The organism is Salinispora oceanensis, assembly GCF_000383575.1.
GTDB lineage: Bacteria > Actinomycetota > Actinomycetes > Mycobacteriales > Micromonosporaceae > Micromonospora > Micromonospora oceanensis.
Genome location: NZ_KB911579.1, coordinates 3,049,857 through 3,068,101, shown reverse-complemented (window position 1 = coordinate 3,068,101; position 18,245 = coordinate 3,049,857). Strand labels below are relative to the sequence as shown.

Annotated in this window: 12 protein-coding genes; 3 read left to right on the top strand and 9 right to left on the bottom strand. The window is 72.6% G+C overall.

Annotated features, from left to right (window positions below):
- The first annotated feature begins 2 nt into the window (after positions 1-2).
- Entirely contained in the window at positions 3-4,904 is a 4,902-nt protein-coding gene (locus tag SALPAC4_RS0114350; RefSeq protein ID WP_019870918.1) for an SCO7613 C-terminal domain-containing membrane protein, read from the top strand.
- Between the two features lie 53 nt (positions 4,905-4,957).
- Here SALPAC4_RS0114350 and purE read toward each other — a convergent pair whose 3' ends face one another.
- The 6 genes from purE to mca all read right to left on the bottom strand — a co-directional run bounded on the left by purE (position 4,958) and on the right by mca (position 12,844).
- The gene (purE, locus tag SALPAC4_RS0114345; protein WP_018737145.1) at positions 4,958-5,449 is read right to left on the bottom strand and encodes a 5-(carboxyamino)imidazole ribonucleotide mutase; all 492 of its coding nucleotides are present in this window, start codon (positions 5,447-5,449) and stop codon (positions 4,958-4,960) included.
- The gene (locus SALPAC4_RS0114340; RefSeq protein WP_020113504.1) at positions 5,446-6,627 is read right to left on the bottom strand and encodes a 5-(carboxyamino)imidazole ribonucleotide synthase; all 1,182 of its coding nucleotides are present in this window, start codon (positions 6,625-6,627) and stop codon (positions 5,446-5,448) included. Before SALPAC4_RS0114340 ends, purE begins: the two co-directional genes overlap by 4 nt.
- A 147-nt stretch (positions 6,628-6,774) precedes the next feature.
- On the bottom strand, positions 6,775-8,874 hold the full coding sequence (locus tag SALPAC4_RS0114335; RefSeq protein WP_019870916.1) for a thioredoxin domain-containing protein: 2,100 nt from the start codon (positions 8,872-8,874) through the stop codon (positions 6,775-6,777).
- A 25-nt stretch (positions 8,875-8,899) separates the two neighbouring features.
- Positions 8,900-11,347 carry a putative bifunctional diguanylate cyclase/phosphodiesterase gene (locus SALPAC4_RS0114330; protein WP_223874868.1) on the bottom strand — a complete coding sequence of 816 codons (2,448 nt, stop codon included), beginning with the start codon at positions 11,345-11,347 and terminating at the stop codon, positions 8,900-8,902.
- Positions 11,348-11,611: 264 nt separating this feature from the next.
- Positions 11,612-11,917, bottom strand: a complete 306-nt coding sequence (locus SALPAC4_RS0114325; RefSeq protein WP_019870914.1) for a hypothetical protein — start codon at positions 11,915-11,917, stop codon at positions 11,612-11,614.
- A gap of 84 nt (positions 11,918-12,001) precedes the next feature.
- Positions 12,002-12,844: a mycothiol conjugate amidase Mca gene (mca, locus tag SALPAC4_RS0114320; RefSeq protein ID WP_019870913.1), complete on the bottom strand. Its 843-nt coding sequence runs from the start codon at positions 12,842-12,844 to the stop codon at positions 12,002-12,004.
- A 344-nt stretch (positions 12,845-13,188) separates the two neighbouring features.
- Here mca and SALPAC4_RS25345 point away from each other — a divergent pair, with 344 nt between their 5' ends.
- Together SALPAC4_RS25345 and greA are read left to right on the top strand one after the other, a co-directional pair.
- A complete protein-coding gene (locus SALPAC4_RS25345) occupies positions 13,189-13,620 on the top strand; it encodes a DUF4307 domain-containing protein (RefSeq protein WP_019870912.1) in 432 nt (143 codons plus the stop codon).
- A gap of 126 nt (positions 13,621-13,746) precedes the next feature.
- A complete protein-coding gene (gene greA, locus SALPAC4_RS0114310; RefSeq protein ID WP_018742059.1) occupies positions 13,747-14,244 on the top strand; it encodes a transcription elongation factor GreA in 498 nt (165 codons plus the stop codon).
- Positions 14,245-14,336: 92 nt separating this feature from the next.
- Here the strand turns inward: greA and ilvA are convergent, their stop codons facing one another.
- The 3 genes from ilvA to SALPAC4_RS0114295 all read right to left on the bottom strand — a co-directional run bounded on the left by ilvA (position 14,337) and on the right by SALPAC4_RS0114295 (position 18,212).
- A complete protein-coding gene (gene ilvA / locus SALPAC4_RS0114305) occupies positions 14,337-15,557 on the bottom strand; it encodes a threonine ammonia-lyase (protein WP_019870911.1) in 1,221 nt (406 codons plus the stop codon).
- Positions 15,558-15,642: 85 nt separating this feature from the next.
- Positions 15,643-17,052 carry an amidase gene (locus tag SALPAC4_RS0114300; protein ID WP_019870910.1) on the bottom strand — a complete coding sequence of 470 codons (1,410 nt, stop codon included), beginning with the start codon at positions 17,050-17,052 and terminating at the stop codon, positions 15,643-15,645.
- A gap of 17 nt (positions 17,053-17,069) precedes the next feature.
- A complete protein-coding gene (locus tag SALPAC4_RS0114295; RefSeq protein WP_018729622.1) occupies positions 17,070-18,212 on the bottom strand; it encodes a cystathionine gamma-synthase in 1,143 nt (380 codons plus the stop codon).
- Positions 18,213-18,245 lie beyond the last annotated feature (33 nt).

Sequence of the window (18,245 nt, the reverse complement as noted above, 5' to 3'; positions counted from 1 at the left end):
TCGTGGTGAGCTTTGAGTGCTCCTCGTGCGGCCGGGAGTTGAAGCCGGCCGCTCGCTGCCCGCACTGCGGCGCAGAACAGCCGCAGCGGCTCGAGCACCTGGCGGAGATCGAGCGATCGATCGCGGAGATGAAGGCGCGAGACGCCGAAATCGCCGGCGAACAGCGGAAGATCGCCGCCAAGATGCAGGCTGCGCTCTTCCAGCGGGACATCCTCGCGCACGCCGGTGAGGAGAACGTCAAACAGGCCACCCGCCCCCGGCGCGTACTGCGTCGTCGACCAGACCGGCGACCACCGACCGCTCCCCCCGGGACACCGCCCCGGGTGCCCGGGCAGGGCACCCCTTCTGGGCCGGAGCCGCCCCCGACCGCGGTCTGGCTCGACGCCGACAACCCCGAGCATCCACCGGAGGCCTCCAGCCGCGAGGTACAGAACATTCCCCTCGGGCTCGGCGCGCTGCTACTCGGCGTCGCCGCGGTGGTCTTCGCCGCGGTCGCCACCAGCTCCCTGGATGCCCTCGCCCGGCTGGGCGTGCTCTGCCTCGCGACGGTCCTGATGCTGCTCGCCCCGCCGGTGCTGGCCCGCCGTGGGCTCACCGCCACCGCCGAGACCATCTCCGCCGTCGGCCTCCTCCTGGTGCCGCTGGCCGGATACGCGCTCTGGTCGGTAACCAGCGCCGACGGCGCGTCCAGGACGGTGTTCGCCGGAGCCGTCTTCGCGGTCACCGCCGGGGTTGCCCTGGCGTATGGCGCCTGGACCGGACTCCGCGCACCACGGTTCGCCACGGTGCTGGCCCTCCAGCCGATCCTGCCGCTGCTCGCCTACGACCGAATCGGCGCTCCGGCGGGCTGGGCCGCGGTGCTGGCTCTCGTGGCCATCCTGAACTTCTCGCTGGCCGGGTCCGCCGTCACCAAGGCCCGTCCGGTCCGCCGGGACCTGCCCGAAGCGCCCCTGACCCCAGCACCGACCACGGCTGGGGGCCAGCCCGACCTGGAACGGCCTCCGGCCGCCCCTGTCGCTCCTCGCCAGCGCTCGGGGCGGGACCGGCCCACCGACGGTGCTGCGGAGCCCGACGAGGTGCCCGGTGGGGGCGGCTCCGCCGTCCGCCCGGTGCCCGGGCTCCGTGAATTGATCTTTGTCCTCTACGGCGTCGCCGCACTGACTGCCCTCGGTTACGCCAGTACCGCACTGCTGCGGGCCACCACCGTACCGGCGACGGTCGGGGCGGGAGCCACACTCCTCCTCGCCGCGACCGTGGCCGGCGCGGGGATGCTCGCGACCCGCCGCGCCCCGTTTCCCGACCTCGGCACCGGTCTCCTCACCCTCGCCTTGATCGGCGCGTCGAGCCGGCTCGCCTGGGTGGCGGCACCCGACCAGGCACTACTTCTGATCACCGCCGTCATCGCGCTCACCGGGCTGGCGGTCCGCGCAGTGCCGGCTGTCCTGCGGCGCGGCCCGCAGTTCGCCTCCGCCATCGCGTTGACCATCAGCGGCGTCGTCGTCGCCACCGGCGCCCTGAGAGCCGGGGTGGCCCCGCTCCGGGCCGCCCTACCGGCGTGGGCCGCCGACCTCGACCGCTACCCGGCCGAGCTCACCGCAGCAGGCTCCCCCGCCGCCAGCCAGCTCGCCGCCAGCGCGCTGCTGCTGACCGTGGCCGCCATGGTCGCCCTGCCGCCAGGGATCCGTCGGGAGTTCGCGGTGGTGGGTGCCGCGCTGACCGCGCTCGCCGTCCCCACCTCGTTCGGGCTCGGCTGGGTTGCCGCGCCATGGCCGATGGTGTTGGCGGCGGTCGGGATCGGGGCGGCCGGACTGTCGGCACGGACCGAACGCACGGCGCGAGCGCACGCCGTAACCGCCGCCGGGATGGGGCTGTTCGGTGCCGGAGCCGGACTGGCCCGGCCGTTGTTGACCGCCGCCGTCCTGCTCATCCTCTTCGTGGCGGGCGTGCTGGTGGCGGCGGCACCCCGGCTCCGGGCCGCCTCCACGGGAGCAGACCTCCTCTCCGGCTGGGCCGCGGGCGGGGCGGCCTTCGCCCTGCCCGGCGCGGTGGCGGCGGTCGTCGCCGCCGGTCCGGCGGCGTCCTCCACCGCACTGCGGGAGGTGACCGTCGCGCTGCTGGCGGCGAGTTCCCTCGCGGTCTGCGTCACCCTCGGATACGCCGCCCTCGTGCAGGTTTCACACCGGCATCTCCCCATGCCGCTGGCGACGGGGGCCGCACTGGGCGCCCTGGCCGTCGCCGCGGCCTCGTTCGGGGCACCCGCCACCACCGCCGCCGATGCCTGGGTCGGCGCACTGCTGCTGGTCGCCGCGGTGCTCCTGTTCTTCGCGCCCTCCTTCGACGCCCGTCGCCGCTCCGACCTCTTCCTGGACGGCGCCGACCTGGCCGGCGCCGCGGTGACCGCCGCGCTGGTCGCCACCCTGGTTCGAATCTCCGCTGTCCTTGCCCCCGCAGCGCAGCTGGCGGTCGCCGCCGGGCTGCTGCTGATCGTGGCCGTGGCGGCCCGCGCTCTCCCGCAGCCGTGGCGGCGGGGTCCAACCCTCGGCCTGGCCCTGGGGGGCGGGCTGGTTGGACTGCTGGCCGGCGGGATGGCGCTCCGCGGTGGCATCGGCGTCCTCCTCACCTCCGGTCCGATCTGGTCCGGCGAGCTGAGCACCTGGCCGGCCGCCCCGATCGGCGGCTCCACCTGGCAGGCGCCGGTCGCGCTGGTGCTACTGGCGTTAGCCGCCGCGATCCTGTTGCCGCCACCCTGGCAGCACGACATCTCCGGCGCGGCCCTGCTCCTGGCCACCATCGGCGCACCGGCCGCGTTCGCGCTGCCGTGGTGGTCGCCGGTGCTGGTGGGTTCACTGGTGGCCACCGGGTACGGCCTGGCATCGGTGGCCTCGGTTGAGGCCCGAACCGCGTTCTCCCGGGCCGTCGTGGCCGGCGTACTGGCGCTGCATGTCGCCGGCGCCGGGCTGGTCCGGCCGTGGACGACGGCGCTGGCCCTCGGCGGCATCGCGCTGATCGGTGTCGCCGTGGCGACCTTCGCTCGCGCCCTCTCCCCACCGCTGAGCACCGAGGTGGAGACGGAGGGACCGCCCCACCCAACGCGGATCGGTGGTGCCGCGACCGGGGCCGCCCTGTTCGCCCTGCCCGGCGCGGTGGCCGCCCTGGCTGCCGAGTTCGGGCACTCACCGCAGGTGGTGCTGATCACCGCCCTGGCCACCTCCGGTCTCAGCCTGGCCGCCGTGACGTCCGCCCGACGCCGGGTTCCGCAGTACCTGCCCTGGGCCAGCGCCGCGCTGGTCGGCGGCGCCACGGTGAGTGCCCTCGCCGCCATCCCCGCCGGCCTGCAGGTCGGGGTGTACGCCGCCGCGGCTGCCCTGATCGGTGTCCTCGCCGAGCTGAACCGCGGCGCTACCGAGCCACCGGCCGGGCTCGCCGCACCGACTCGCCGCTGGCGGGTAACCCTCGGGGGCACCTTCAGCCACTCCGCTGGGCCCGGTACCCGCAAGTGGCGGGTAGACCCAGCCGCCGGGGCGCTCGCCGCGGCGACCGTGCCCACGGTGCTGGCCTTGGCCTCGCTCGCACCGGCGCTGCACATGGCGCTGGTCGAGCCACACCGAACCCTCGGCCGCACCTGGCAGGGCCCGCCGCCGGAGCTACTCCTGCCCGCCCCCGCGGCGGCGGACCCGACACACGTACTCACCGCGCTGCTGCTGACCGCCGCCGCCGCACTGGCTGCTGTCGGTTTCAGTGGCGGTCGGCGCAGTCGGGCGGTGCCGGTCGTCCTGCCGGGTGCGGCGGTGACCCTGCTGATCACGCCCGTGGCGCTGGATCTCGCCTGGCCAGCAAGCACCCTCGCCGGGCTCACCGTGTTCACCCTCGCCATGCTCGGACTCGCGCTCACGCCGCCGCCCACCCTGGTGGAGCGAGCGCGCTCGCTCCGGCTGGCCCGGGTACTCGTCTTCGGCATCGGCCTCGCCGCCGGCAGCGCGGGACTGGCCGGCAGCCTGGCCGCAGAGGACCTGACCCTGGTCACGCTCGGCGGCGCGGTGGGGGTGGGTACGGCGGCGGCGCTCTTCGGTGCCACCGGGCACGCCCGCATCCTCGGCTGGCTTTTCGCAGCCCTGATGGCGCAGCTCTTCGTGCTCACCACCGGTCTGGTAGCCGGTCTGAGCGCGCGCTGGTCGGCGTTCGGCGTCCTGGCCGTCGGGGCGGCCCTCCAGGTCTTCGCGGCCACCCTGCCGCGCCTGCGCCGGCCGGAGGCGGGGCGGGAGGCGGCCACGGTGGAGTGGAGCGGCTTCGCCGCCGCGCTGATCGCCCTGGCGCTGGCCTACGACTCGCCCCGGCACATCGCGGCCCTGCTCGCCGCCGGGGGCGCCATCCTCGGCGTGGCGGCGGCCCGACCCGGTCGCCCCGACATCGAGCGGCGGATCCTCTTCTGGGCGGTGGTGAGCTGCGAGATCACCGCGTGGTGGATTCTCATGTGGGTGGCGGACGTGGCCCTGCCCGAGGCCTACACCCTGCCGTTCGCTGCGCTGGCCCTGCTCGTCGGCGTACTGGAGCTGCGCCAGCGCTCCGAGATCAGCAGCTGGGTGGCGTACGGACCGGCCCTGGTGACCGCGTTCGCGCCAACCCTGGCGATCGTGCTGGCCACCGAGAGCAGCATGCTGCGCCGGGTGCTGCTGCTGCTCGGGGCGGTCGCGGTGCTGGTCTTCGGCTCGCTGCGGCAGCAGCAGGCCCCGGTGATTGTGGGGGCCACGGCCACGGCGATCACGGCGATCCACGCGCTGTTCAGTCTCGGGCCGTGGCTACTGCTGATCCCCGCCGGCCTCCTCCTGCTGGTCCTCGGGGCCAGCAACGAACGTCGCCGTCGGGCCCAGGAACGCCTCCAGACCGCCCTGCGCGGCATGCGCTAGCGGGCTGCGGCGGCCAACCGCCCGAGGTCAGCTCGGCAAGGCCCGCACCGGGGTCAGCTCAGCGAGGCGCGCAGGGCCGCGTCCTTCTCCGCGACCACCTGCTCCAGGCTGGATTGGAACGCCGTCATCCGATCGAGCAGCGCCCGGTCCTCAACGCCGAGGATCCGGACCGCGAGCAGGCCCGCGTTGCGGGCGTTGCCGATCGAGACGGTGGCCACCGGCACGCCGGCCGGCATCTGCACGATGGAGAGCAGCGAATCCATTCCGTCCAGGTACTTAAGGGGCACCGGCACCCCGATCACCGGCAGTGGGGTAACCGAGGCGACCATGCCCGGCAGGTGCGCCGCACCCCCCGCCCCGGCGATGATCACCTTTAGGCCGCGGTCAACGGCGTCGCGGCCATACTCGATCATGCGGACCGGCGTCCGGTGCGCCGAGACCACCTCGACCTCGTACGCGACCCCGAACTCGTCCAGCGTCTCGGCGGCGGCCCGCATCGTCGGCCAGTCCGAGTCGCTGCCCATGATCAGCCCGACCGTGCTCATCCGTGCCCCTCCTGCAGCCACCGGGCCGCCCGCGCCGCCCGGCTGCGTGCCTCGTCCAGGTTGTCGCCGAGTACGGTGACATGGCCGATCTTGCGGCCTGGGCGCACCTGCTTGCCGTAGAGGTGCACCTTCGCCCCCGGCTCGGCGGCGAAGAGGTGGTGTAGCCGCTCGTCAATGGAGATGCCGCCCGGCTCACCGCCCAGCACGTTCGCCATCACCACCACCGGCGCGGCCAACGAGGTGTCCCCCATCGGATAGTCGAGCACCGCCCGCAGGTGCTGCTCGAACTGCGAGGTCCGGGCCCCCTCGATCGTCCAGTGCCCGGAGTTGTGCGGCCGCATCGCCAATTCGTTGACCACGAGGCGGCTACCCGTGGCCTCGGCCGGGTCGGCCACCTCGAACAGCTCGACGGCGAGCAGGCCCACCACGCCGAGCTCGGTGGCGAGGTCGATGCCGAGCTGCTGCGCACCGACCGCCAGCTCCTCCGGCAGCTCCGGTGCGGGGGCCAGGACCTCGACGCAGATCCCGTCCCGCTGCACGGTCTCGACCACCGGGTACGCGGCGACCTGCCCGAACGGGGAACGGGCCACCTGCACGGCCAGCTCCCGGCGCAGCGCCACCCGCTCCTCCGCGATCAGGCACGTCCCCGTGGCAAGCAACGTGGCCGATAGCTCGACCGCCTGAGCGGCGTCCTCAACCAGCCACACGCCCCGGCCGTCATAGCCACCCCGGGCCGCCTTGAGTACCACCGGCCAGCCCACGGCGTCGCCGAAGGATTCGAGGTCGGCCGGGTTCTCGACCGGCCGCCAGGCCGGATTCGGCAGACCCAGCGTCGCGAGGCGTTCCCGCATGACCCGCTTGTCCTGGGCGTGCACCAGCGCCTCGGCCGGCGGAAACAGCTTGACGCCCTCGTCGGCGAGGGCGTTGATGTGCTCGGTAGGAACGTGCTCGTGGTCGAAGGTGACCACGTCGCAGCCCTTGGCGAAGGTACGCAGCGCCGCGAGATCAGTGTGCTCGCCGTACTGCACGTCGGCGGCCACCAGGGCGGCACCGTCGTCGGGAGCGAGCGCGAGCACGCGCAGCGACTGGCCGAGGGCGATCGCGGCCTGATGGGTCATCCGGGCCAATTGGCCGCCACCCACCATGCCGACAACGGGCAGACCGGTGTGGGAGTCCATAGCCAGGTCAGCGTATCCGGCGAGCGGAGCCAGTCCGCCACCCGGGCCCGCCACCCGCCTAGCCGCCCACCGGCCTACCGGCCTACCCAGTCGCCACCGGCGGCGATCCGGGTCGCCACCGGCCGGCAGTCCGGGTCGACCGGCCGCCTACCGGCCCGTCAGCTGCGCCACCAGGTCGTCAACTCCGGTTACCGGCCGGTCGCAGACAAAGCCGCGACAGACGTACGCGGTGGCCTGCCCGTTGACCATCTGCCTGCCGGCGAGTAGCGGCACCCCGGGCTGGTCCGGCCGCCCCGCCACCACCACGGCACCGGGCGGGGCGTAGCGGTGCGCCGCGTGCACCAACGGCTCACCACCCGGATCGGGAGTCACCACTGCGATCTCGTACGGGCCGGCGAGCAGCGCCGCACCGGCGGTGGCCGCGTACCCGGTGAAGCGGGCGTGCGCGGCGACGATCGGCGCCACGGTGGCCAGCGCCGCCTCCGCCGCCTCCCGGTAGCGGGTCTCGCCGGTCAACGCCGCATACGCGACCAGCGCGGCGACGATCGCCGACCGGCCGGAGGGGGTGGCGTTGTCGGTGGGGTCGGCGGGCCGGCTGACCAGACGCTCCGCGTCATCAGCGGTGTCGAAGAAGCTGCCCTGCGGTGCGGCGAACCGCTCCAGCGCCACGTCGAGGAGTTGCCCCGCCAGGGTCAGCCACCGTCCCTCGCCGGTCAGCTGGTGCATCGCGCAGAACGCCTCGGCCACGCAGCCGTAGTCCTCCAGGACTCCGGCGGCCTCCCCGACCCGGCCGTCCCGCGAGGTGCGCCGCAGCCGCCCGGCCACGAGGTGCACCCTCGCCAGGTGCTCAGCGGCGTCCCGCATGGCCCCGTCGGCGACGATCGTCACGCCCTCCATCAGGTTGGCGTCCGGCCCGGGAGCATCCTCCGCAAAGATGGCTACGACCTGCTGAAACTCCGCGATCGCGGTGATCGCGAGCCCGTTCCAGGCGGCGACCACCTTGTCGTCGCGGGCCGGCTGCGGGCGGGTGTCGCGGACCATCAGCAACCGGTGCGCGATCTCCTGCCAGCGGGACTGCACCTCCGGGGCCGCATCGTCAACGTCCCGGGCCAGCCGAAGTACGCTGGCCGACTGCTCGGCGGCTGCCGCCCCGGTTCCGGCTGACCCGGTCGGCGCGGCGGCGTGGGGGGTGAACGAGCCCTGCTCGGTGACCGCGAACAGGTCGGCGGCCCACCGGCCGTCCTGCTCGCCCAGGGCCGCGACGAGTTGGGCGGGGGTCCAGACGTAGGTCAACCCCTCAACCCCGGCCGCGTCGGCGTCCAGCGCGGAGGCGAACCCCTCGCCCGGCCGGTGCAGCTCGTCGGCGAGGAAGCGGGCGGTGTCCCGGGCCACGCGCCGGGCCATCGGGTCACCGGTCAGCCGCCACAGGTGGGTGTAGACCCGCAGCAGCAGGGCGTTGTCGTAGAGCATCTTCTCGAAGTGCGGCACCACCCACTGCCCATCCACGCAGTAGCGGGCGAAGCCCCCGGCGAGTTGGTCGTACAGGCCGCCCCGGGCCATCGCCTCCGCGGTGTGTCGGACGATCTCCAGGGTCCGTTGGTCGCCGGTGCGCTGGTACTGCCGCAGCAGGAAGAGCAGGCTCAGGTGCGGCGGGAACTTCGGCGCCCCGCCAAACCCACCGTTCGTCTCGTCGTACTCCGCACCGAGCCGGTCGGCGGCGGCGTCGAGCAGGTCGGCGGTTAACGGGGCGGACGGGCCCCCGACCGCCTGGGCACCGCCGATCGCCTCAACGACCGCGGCACCCTGCTGGAGCACGGCGCTGCGCTGGTCCCGCCAGGCGGTGGTGACCGACTGGAGCAGCCGGAGGAAGTTGGGCTTCGGGAAGTAGGTGCCGCAGAAGAACGGGGTTCCGTCCGCGGCGGCGAAGACGGTCATGGGCCAGCCGCCCTGCCCGGTCATGGCCTGGGTCGCCGTCATGTAGACGGCATCGATGTCCGGACGCTCCTCGCGGTCCACTTTGATCGCCACGAAGCCCTCGTTCAGCACCGCGGCCACCTGCTCGTCGGCGAAGGACTCGTGCGCCATGACGTGACACCAGTGGCAGGCGGCATACCCGACCGAAATCATGATCGGAACGTCCCGCCGGCGGGCCTCGGCGAACGCCTCCGCGCACCACGGCCACCAGTCGACCGGGTTGTCCTTGTGCTGAAGCAGGTACGGGCTGGTGGCGTCGGCGAGTCGGTTCACGGCACGACCCTATCGGCGCGGACGGTCAGGAGGCGCCATCGGCCCGGAGGGGAACAACCCGGGAGCGCGCCCCGTTGACCAGACCGCCGAGGACCGCGCCAATCTTGTCGGCGGGCATGGGTTTGAAGAAGTGGTAGCCCTGGGCGGCCGTGCAGCCGAGTTCGGCCAACGCGCTGCGCTGCTCGGCGGTCTCCACCCCCTCAGCGACCACCCGTAGCCCCAACTGCTGGCCCAGCCCCACCGTGGTACGCACGATCGCCGCCGCCTCCGGCGAGTCGGCCATCCGGAGCACGAAGGAACGGTCCACCTTCAACTCGTCCACGGCGACCCGGGTGAGGAAGGTCAACGACGAGAACCCGGTGCCGAAGTCGTCTACGGCCAACTGCACGCCCATCGTGCGCAGCGCGCCGAGCACCTCGTCGATCACCTCGAGCTCGCTCATCACCACCGTCTCGGTGATCTCCAGGACGAGGCGCCGCGCCGGCACCCGGTGGCGGCGCAGCGCGTCCGCGATCTCGGTCGGCAGCCGCCGGTCAAGCAGGCTGCGGGCGGAGAGGTTCACCGAGATCGGCAGGTCCAACCCGTCCCGGGCCCACTGCGCCGCCACGCCGAGCGCCTTGTCCAGCACGTACCGGGTGAAGGTGCCCAACTGCTCGCTGTTTTCCACCGGACGGATGAACTCGTGCGGGTTGAGCAAACCGCGTCGGGGATGCCGCCAGCGGATCAGGGCCTCCACCCCGGTCGGCGCCCCGGTGGCCAGGTCCACCGCCGGTTGCAGGACCAGCACCAGCTGGTCGTCGGCGGCCAACGCCTCGCGCAACTCGGCCAGGAGAGCGAGCCGGTCGGTGCTGGTGGCGTCCCGCGCGGAGTCGTACGCGGCGACGCAGCCGCTGCCCTCCTTCGCCTGGTACATCGCGATGTCCGCCCGGCGCAGCAGCTCCGCCATGTCGGCGGTGCCAGCGCCGGCGACCACCACCCCGACGGCGGCCTCCACGGACATCCGGACACCCGCCACCTCGGTGGGGGCGGCGAGCCGTTCGGTGATCTCCCGGGCCTGGCGCAGCGTGTACGCCATCGGGGCGGCGCTGTCCCCGAGCACTGGCACCGAGGTCAACAGGAGCGCGAACTCGTCGCCGCCGAGCCGGCCCAGCAGGTCCCCGCCGCGGGCCAGCCCGCCCAGTCGATCGGCGGTCAGCCGGAGTAGCTGGTCACCGGCGGCATGCCCGAGCGTGTCGTTGACCTCCTTGAACCGGTTGATGTCCAGCAGCAGCAACGCCACCGGCCGGTCCCGGGCCAGCCGCCGCAGCACCTGGTCCCCCTCGCGGAGCATGGCCGTGCGGTTGGCCAGGCCAGTCAGCGCGTCACTCACCGCCTCCTGCAGGGAGCAGGCGGCTACCTTGCGCAGCTCCCGATGGCTCGCCGCGTCGTGCAGAGCAACGGCGAGGGCGTCACCGTACGCCGCGAAGACGTCGCGGTCGCGGTCGGTGGGCGGTGCCGCCCGGGGGAACCGGACGTGGAGTCGGCCGCCGACGGCAGTCCCAACGGTGAGCGACCGCACCAGCTCGCGTTCGTCCCCGTCGGTCGGGTCGGGGCCGCCAATCTCCCGGGTGGAGAGCTGACCGGTGGCGTCGCCCCGGTACCGGCGCCATTTACCGTCGCCGTCGGCGACCTCCACCGTGACCAGCTCGGCCTGGAACAGGGTCAGTGCGCCGCTCACCGCCGCCGTCGCCATGCCCCGCTCGTCGCGGTGGCTAAGCGCGGCGGTCGCTTCGGCGAAGGCCCGCCAGGCACGTCGCTCCCGATCGGCACGAAGCCGGTGGCGGTAGGTCTGCTGGAGCAGCCAGAGCGGCAGCGGGAGGATCAACAACCACCGTGGGTCCACCTCGATGAGGGCGACCACTACCAAGCCCACCACAACGTTCCCCACGAACGTCATCAGTTTGCCGCGCAGCGCCTCACCCAGCAGAGCACCGACTGGCGCACCGTGGTGCAGGTTGACGGTGACCGCACCGAGCCCGACACTGACGAGCAGGTAGGTGACGGCACCCGCGACCATCGCGAGCGCGAGCGGTGGGGTCGGCGCTGCCAGCAGCGGCGGACCCAGCAGGGTGGTGACGAACCCGGCCAGGGCCGTCGCCACGGTCAGCAACGACGCGATCCGGGCGATCTCCAACGGCGGCCGGCGGGGGCCGCGCAACGACATCCCCGACCAGGCCAGACCGACGCCCAGGAGGGTGGCCGCCGGAATCCAGCCGGCGGGCACCTGGTGGAGGCAGATGACGAGCGCCGCCTCGCCCCAGGTGAGGCTGACCGCTCCGGCCGCGGCCCGGAACTGGAGTCGGGCGAGCTGCGCGAACGCGAAGAGGGCGACCGCGATCCCGAAGCGTGTGGGGCCGCCGAGCGGGTCGTTGCTGGGCAGACCGCTCGGCCGGATGACCGCTGCCACGGCTACGACCAGGGCTGTCGCCAGCATCGCCGCCGTGAGCGCGTGGGCCCACCTCAACCGGCCGGGCGGACCGGCCCGCGACTGGTCGGGCGAGGTGGAGGTCACCGCCCTGCTCCGGCCCCGAGCTCTACGGCAGGACGACGGGCAGCCTCAGCTGTGCTGATCATCGGCGCCCCCTCCTACCCAGGCCGACGAAACTTTCCGTCCCCGGCGGGAAGGCTAAGCCAATACCGGTTACCGCAACAGGGGGCTAGGGCGCCGATAGTCGTGAATCATGCGGCCAAGGCCCGTTCAGGGCTGCTGGGGCCCGGTGCCGGAATTCAGCGAAGAATCCCCCACCGGGGTGCCACCGGTCGCCTCACTGACCACCGCAGCTGCCGGATCAGCGCCGGACGGAGCGGAGCCAGCCGCAGCGGAGCCGGGGGCGGGCGGAAACTGGTTGGGCAGCCGGCGCAGGCGGGCGTTCATGTTGCGGATCAGTAAGACGGTGGCGATCCCCAGCACGAGGATCAGGAACAGGCCCATGGGGCCGGCCAGCCCGCCGGTGCGGGTGTTGCCGAAGTTGTTTTGGGCGAGCACCTCAGCGGCGGTCAGCATGGCGTCCTCCGTTGCGCGAGTGGTGACCAGCCTAGCCCGCCCCTGGAGCAGGGCCGGCGGAACCCCTCTGCCCGGGTACGCCGGCTAGGCAATACCGGCGAAGAGGTCCGACTCGGGCATGGCGCTGTCGACCAGGGATCGCACGAGTTGGAAGTCCTCCGTGGGCCAGGCGCGCTGTTGTACCTCCATCGGCACCTGGAACCAGAATCCATCCGGATCGATCTGGGTCGCGTGGGCGCGCAACGCGTCGTCGCGGACCGGGAAGTACTCGGCGCAGTCCACCCGGGTGGTGATTCTGGGGCCCTTGTCTGTCCGGCCCTCCCCACGCTTGATCCACTCCTCGTACGGCGACTCGAAGCCGGCGGCGAGGATCGCCTCGTGCAGCACCAGGATCTTGCCCTTGGAGAAGACGATGTCGTAGTAGAGCTTGAGCGGCTGCCAAGGCTCACCAAGATCGGGGTAACGCTCGGGGACACCGGCGGCGTCGAAGGCCGCAACGCTGATCTTGTGGGTCATGATGTGGTCGGGATGGGGGTAGCCTCCCTCCTCGTCGTAGGTGGTGACGACGTGCGGACGGAACTCACGCATCAGGCGCACCAGCGGGCCGGCGGCCTCGTCCACGTCCTGCCGGGCGAAGCAGCCCTCGGGCAACGGTGGCAGCGGGTCTCCCTCCGGCAGGCCAGAGTCCACGAAGCCCAGCCAGGCCTGCTCAACGCCGAGAATCGCCCGCGCGGCGTCCATCTCGGCGCGGCGGATGTCGGCGATGTTGGCCCAGACGTCGGGCCGGTCCATCTTCGGGTTGAGCACGCTCCCCCGCTCGCCGCCGGTGCACGTCACGACCAGGACGTCCACCCCCTCGGCCACGTACTTCGCGGTGGTCGCCGCGCCCTTGCTCGACTCGTCGTCCGGGTGTGCGTGGACGGCCATGAGTCGCAGTCGCTCTGCCAACGTCGGCGCTCCTCATCTCTGCCCGGCGGCCTACCCAGGCCGCCCGGCTACGGAACAATCCCCGCCGTCGGCCCGCCCACCGCACACACCCGCACCCCTGGGCACTCCACCGGCGCTGACCTGCGATGCTTGCGGTGCGCTGCTGGAGCTCCCACGATGCGTGACCTGCTCACGGTGCTGGCACGCCAAAGGTGCTGGCGCGCCCACGGTGCTGGCATGCCCAAGGTGCTGGCGTGCCCAGACGGCTGGGAGAATGAACCTGCCACTCTTACCGAACCATTCTTGCTGATCCCCCCGACAACGACGCCAGGAGAGGCCCGCCGGTGAGCGAGACGCACGCCACACATTTGACCGGCGCGCCGGTCTTCCCACCCGGTCGGTACGGCCGTCGGCGGGAACGCCGCCGCCGCCCGGTGCTGACCGCACTGGTGGGGCTCGCCCTGGTGGCGGCCCTCGGCACGATCGTGGTCCGGCTCTACCAGCAGTACGGCGGCGTGGAGTACGACGCGACCGTAATCACCTATACCGAGATCACCGACTCCCAGGTGCTGATCAACTTCCGGGTCACCGTACCCCCGGGCGGGTCCGCGGTCTGTCTGCTGCGGGCCCGGGACCGAGACGGCGCCGAGGTGGCCCGGGAGCAGGTCACGGTGACCGCCCAGCCCGACGAGCGCGAGATACGCGCGCAGCACCGCCTGGTGACTGAGGGACGTCCTTTCATCGGCGAGGTACTTCGCTGCCGTCGCCCGGCCTGACCTGCTCAGACGGCCGCGGCGGGGCGGCGCGGGAGAGCCCCGACGTTGATCGTCGGGCCGACGGCGTCGGCCCGCACTGGTAACTTGGAATTTCACCTGCCGCCAGCACGACTGAGGAGATCGCCTGTGTCCACTGGCAACGAGGCGCCCGCCACCTGGCTGTCCCAGGAGGCGCACGACCGCCTCCAGGCGGAGCTCGACGGGTTGATCGCCAATCGGCCGGTCATCGCCGCCGAGATCAACGCCCGGCGCGAAGAGGGTGACCTGCGGGAGAACGGTGGCTACCACGCCGCCCGCGAGGAACAGGGCAAGGCCGAAGGACGGATCGTCTACCTGAAGGAGCTGCTGCGCACCGCTCAGGTGGGCGAGGCACCGACCGCCGACACCGTCGCACCGGGCATGGTAGTGACGATCTACTTCGATGACGACAAGGATGACACCGAGCGCTTCCTGCTCGGTTCCCGCGAGATCTCGTCGACCACCGACCTGACGGTCTACAGCCCCGAGTCCGCCATCGGGAAGGCGATCCTGGGCTGCCGCCCGGGCCAGACCTGCACCTACACCGCACCCAGCGGCGCGGATATCAAGGTCACCGTGGTCGCCTTCGAGCCCTTCGGCGGCTGAAGGCAGCGGCTGAGCAACCCGTGGCGACGTGCCGGTGGCCCCGGGCCACCGGCACGTCGGCGTTCGGCCTCCGCAGAGCCGGGCCGGCGGCCTCACGCCTCGCCGGCGAAGACCACCTGGTAGCCGCTGGCCCGCAGCACACTGATCAGCGTGTCCGAGTGTTCGGTGCCGCGGGTCTCCACCGACAGCGCCACCTCGACCTCGCCGAGCCGCAGGTGCGGGTTGGCCCGCTGGTGCTCGACATCCACGACGTTCGCCCGCTGCTCGGCGATCTCATTGAGCAGCGAGGCAAGTTGGCCCGGTCGATCCGAGCAGCGGACGGTGACCCGCAGGTAACGCCCGGCCGCCGCGAGTCCATGCTCGATCACCCGCAGCATCAGTAGCGGATCGATGTTGCCACCAGAGAGCACCGTTACCACCGGGGCCTCGACCTCAACCGCACCGGCCAGCAGCGCCGCCGCCCCCACCGCACCGGCCGGCTCGACCACCTGCTTGCCCCGCTCCAACAACATCAGCAGTGCCCGGGAGATGTCCTCCTCGCGCACGGTTACCACCTCATCGACCAACGCGCGGACATGCTGGAAGGTCAGCGCGCCGGGACAACCGACGGCGATTCCGTCCGCGATCGTGCCGAACGACGGCAGCCGCACCGGCTCCCCCGCGGCCAGTGAGGGTGGGAAGGCGGCGGCGCTGGCCGCCTGCACACCGATGACCCGCACATCCGGGCGCAGCGCCTTCACCGCAACTCCGATGCCAGAGACCAGTCCGCCGCCCCCCACCCCGGTGACGATCGTGCGGACCTCCGGGCACTGTTCAAGAAGCTCCAGCGCCACTGTGCCCTGTCCCGCGATCACATCGCGGTGGTCGAAGGGGTGGATCAACGTTGCCCCGGTGCGCTCGGCGTAGGTCTGCGCGGCCACCAGTGACTCGTCAACCGTGTTACCAACGAGTTCAACCTTTGCGCCGTACCCCTTGGTGGCCTCCACCTTCGGCAACGGTGCGTTTATCGGCATGAAGACGGTGGCGTGCGTACCGACCAGGCCGGCGGCGAGCGCCACCCCCTGGGCATGGTTGCCGGCGCTGGCCGCGACCACACCGTCGGCGCGCTCCGCCGCCGACAGCCGGGAGATCCGCACAAAAGCCCCCCGCACCTTGTACGAACCAGCCCGCTGAAGGTGCTCACATTTGAGCCACACCGGCCCGCCGAGCTCCGCGCTGAGGGGACGGGACGGTTCCAACGGGGTGGTCCGTACGACCCCAGCAAGCAACTCCCGCGCGGCCCGTACGTCGTCCAGGCTGACCAATTTCGTCATGCCCTGATCGTGCCACCCGCCCCGACCAGCGCCCGGCCTGGCCACCGCCGCCGGTCCCCGCCGTTGTGGTGGGTCCGACGGCGGGTCACCCGGCGGCCGGCGAGGGCGTCCCCTCCCGTGGATAGCCAGTGGCGTGTCGGGCCCAGGGGGCCTGCATCTCGAACTGGCCGGCCACACCGAGCAGCAGGAGCTCGGACCCGGGCGGACCAACCAGCTGGACCGCCACCGGTAGCCCGTCCGGGCGGCGGCCGACCGGCACCACCAGTGCGGGCAGTCCGGCGACGTTCCACGGTGCGGTGTACGGGGCGTAACGAAGGTTGGCGAACACGTTCGCCCGCCAGGAGCGAGCCGACCAGCTGATCGCCGCCGGGGGGATGCTCGCCAGGGCCGGGGTGAGCAGCAGGTCGATCGAATGGTCGGTGAAGAGCCCAATCGAGCGCTCCCGCCAGTCCGCCCGGTCGGCCGGGCGGACGTACCCCCGGCGCTGCACCCACTCCCCGAGCCGGACGTGCTGGCGGTTGCGTTTCTGCAGGCTCCGCCGGTCCAGGCCAGCGGCCTGGACATCCGCGGCAGCCGCGGCGAACCAGGTGGCGAGGCCCTGTAGGCCGAGTGCCGTCGAGTAGTTCGGGTCGGCGGGCACGGTGTCGTGCCCGGCGGCGGCGAGCAGTCGGCCGGCGGCGGCGACCGCGTCCCGGTTCGACCCATCCGGCGAGATGCCCCGCACCGGGGAGCGCAGGGACACGCCGACCCGGAGCCGGGCCGGCGGGACGAGCTTCTCCTGCCGCCGGCCGGCGAGCGTCTGAAAGCCGACCGCCGCGTCGGCGACGGTGGTGGTCAGCATTCCGTGCTCGGTGAGGCCGAACCAGTCGTCCGCGCCGAGTTGGCAGGGCACCACCCCACGCCCGGGCTTGAGGCCGACCAGACCGCAGCAGGCCGCCGGAATCCGGATCGACCCGAGCCCGTCGTTGCCGTGGGCGATCGGCACCAGCCCCGCGGCCACCGCCGCGGCCGACCCCCCGGACGAGCCGCCGGGGGTACGGCCGGGGTCCCACGGGTTTCGGGTCACCGCGGTCGAGTCGTCGGTCACCCCCCACAGGCCCAGCTCCGGCATCCGGGTGACGCCGAGAATCACCGCGCCTGCGCCACGCAGCCGCCGGACCACCTCGTGGTCGGCCTCCGCCACCAGGGTCCGGGCGGCGGCCGAACCGTTCCAGGTGGGCAGTCCGGCGACGGCGGTGTTCTCCTTGACCGCCACCGGCACCCCGGCCAGCGGAAGGTCCGCCAGGTCTTCCAGCTCGTCGACCTTCTCCGCCTCGGTGACCGCCGCACCAGCCCGCACCCGCCGGAACGCGGCCAGGTCGGGGTCGACCCGGGCGACGTGGTCGAGATGGTCGGCGACGACCTGGGTGGCGGAGATGTCGCCGCGGCGTACGCCGCGGGCGATCTGCTTGGCGGTCGCCCCCACCCAGGTCGGCTTGATGTCCTGCACGGCCACCCTCCCCAGCCCCGCGATCAGCCCAGCGCCTGCTCCAGATCAGCCAGCAGGTCGTCTACCGTCTCAATGCCGACAGACAGTCGCACGAGATCGCCGGGAACTTCAAGCGGCGAGCCGGCCGCGCCGGCGTGTGTCATCCGTCCCGGATGCTCGATCAGGGACTCCACCCCGCCGAGCGACTCGGCGAGCACGAACAGCTTCGCCCGGTTACAGATCTGTACGGCCTGTTCCTCGCCGCCGGCCGCACGGAAGGAGACCATCCCGCCGAAGCGCCGCATCTGCTTGACGGCCACCTCGTACCCGGGGTGGGTGGGCAGGCCGGGGTAGCTGACCGAGGCGACCGACGGGTGCCCGTCCAAGAAGGTGGCGATCCGCTCGGCGTTGTCGCAGTGGCGATCCATTCGTACGCCGAGGGTCTTGATCCCGCGCAGGGTGAGCCAGGCATCGAACGGCCCGTTGATCGCACCCATGGCGTTCTGGTGATAACCCAGCTCGGCACCGAGTTCGGGGTCAGCGACGACCAGTGCCCCACCGACCACGTCGGAGTGTCCGCCGATGTACTTGGTGGTCGAGTGCAGGACGACGTCGGCCCCGAACGTGATCGGCTGCTGCAGGTACGGGGAGGCGAAGGTGTTGTCCACCACGAGCAATGCCCCCGCCTCGTGGGCGATCGCCGCGAGGGCGGCGATGTCGGCGATGCCGAGCAACGGGTTGGTGGGGGTCTCCACCCAGACGATCTTCGTCTGGCCCGGTCGGATCGCGGCCCGAACCGCGTCGGGGTCGGAGACCCGGGCCGGGGTGTAGGACAGGCCCCAGCGCTCGGTCACCCGGGCAAAGAGCCGGTAGGTGCCGCCGTAGGCGTCGTCCGGGATGACCACGTGGTCGCCGGGGGTGCAGACCGCCCGCAGCAGCGTGTCCTCGGCGGCGAGGCCACTGGCGAAGGCGAGACCGACGGTGCCGCCTTCGAGCGCGGCCAGGCACTCCTGCAGGGCATCCCGGGTCGGGTTGCCGGAGCGGCTGTACTCGTAGCCCTGGCGCGGCGCGCCGACGGCGTCCTGCGCGTACGTGCTGGTCTGGTAAATCGGGGGGATCACCGCACCGGTGCGGGCCTCCGGGGCCTGGCCGGCGTGGATGGCGAGCGTCTCGAAGCCGTTACTCATGACCGGAACGTTAGTCGGGCCCGGTCTGGGCTA

Coding starts and splice junctions, on each gene's coding strand:
- SALPAC4_RS0114325 (WP_019870914.1), bottom strand. CDS start 11,917: ATGCTGACCGCCGCTGAGGTGCTCGCCCAAAACAACTTCGGCAACACC.
- SALPAC4_RS0114330 (WP_223874868.1), bottom strand. CDS start 11,347: ATGCTGGCGACAGCCCTGGTCGTAGCCGTGGCAGCGGTCATCCGGCCG.
- mca (WP_019870913.1), bottom strand. CDS start 12,844: ATGGCCGTCCACGCACACCCGGACGACGAGTCGAGCAAGGGCGCGGCG.
- purE (WP_018737145.1), bottom strand. CDS start 5,449: ATGAGCACGGTCGGGCTGATCATGGGCAGCGACTCGGACTGGCCGACG.
- ilvA (WP_019870911.1), bottom strand. CDS start 15,557: ATGACGAAATTGGTCAGCCTGGACGACGTACGGGCCGCGCGGGAGTTG.
- SALPAC4_RS0114340 (WP_020113504.1), bottom strand. CDS start 6,627: ATGGACTCCCACACCGGTCTGCCCGTTGTCGGCATGGTGGGTGGCGGC.
- SALPAC4_RS0114295 (WP_018729622.1), bottom strand. CDS start 18,212: ATGAGTAACGGCTTCGAGACGCTCGCCATCCACGCCGGCCAGGCCCCG.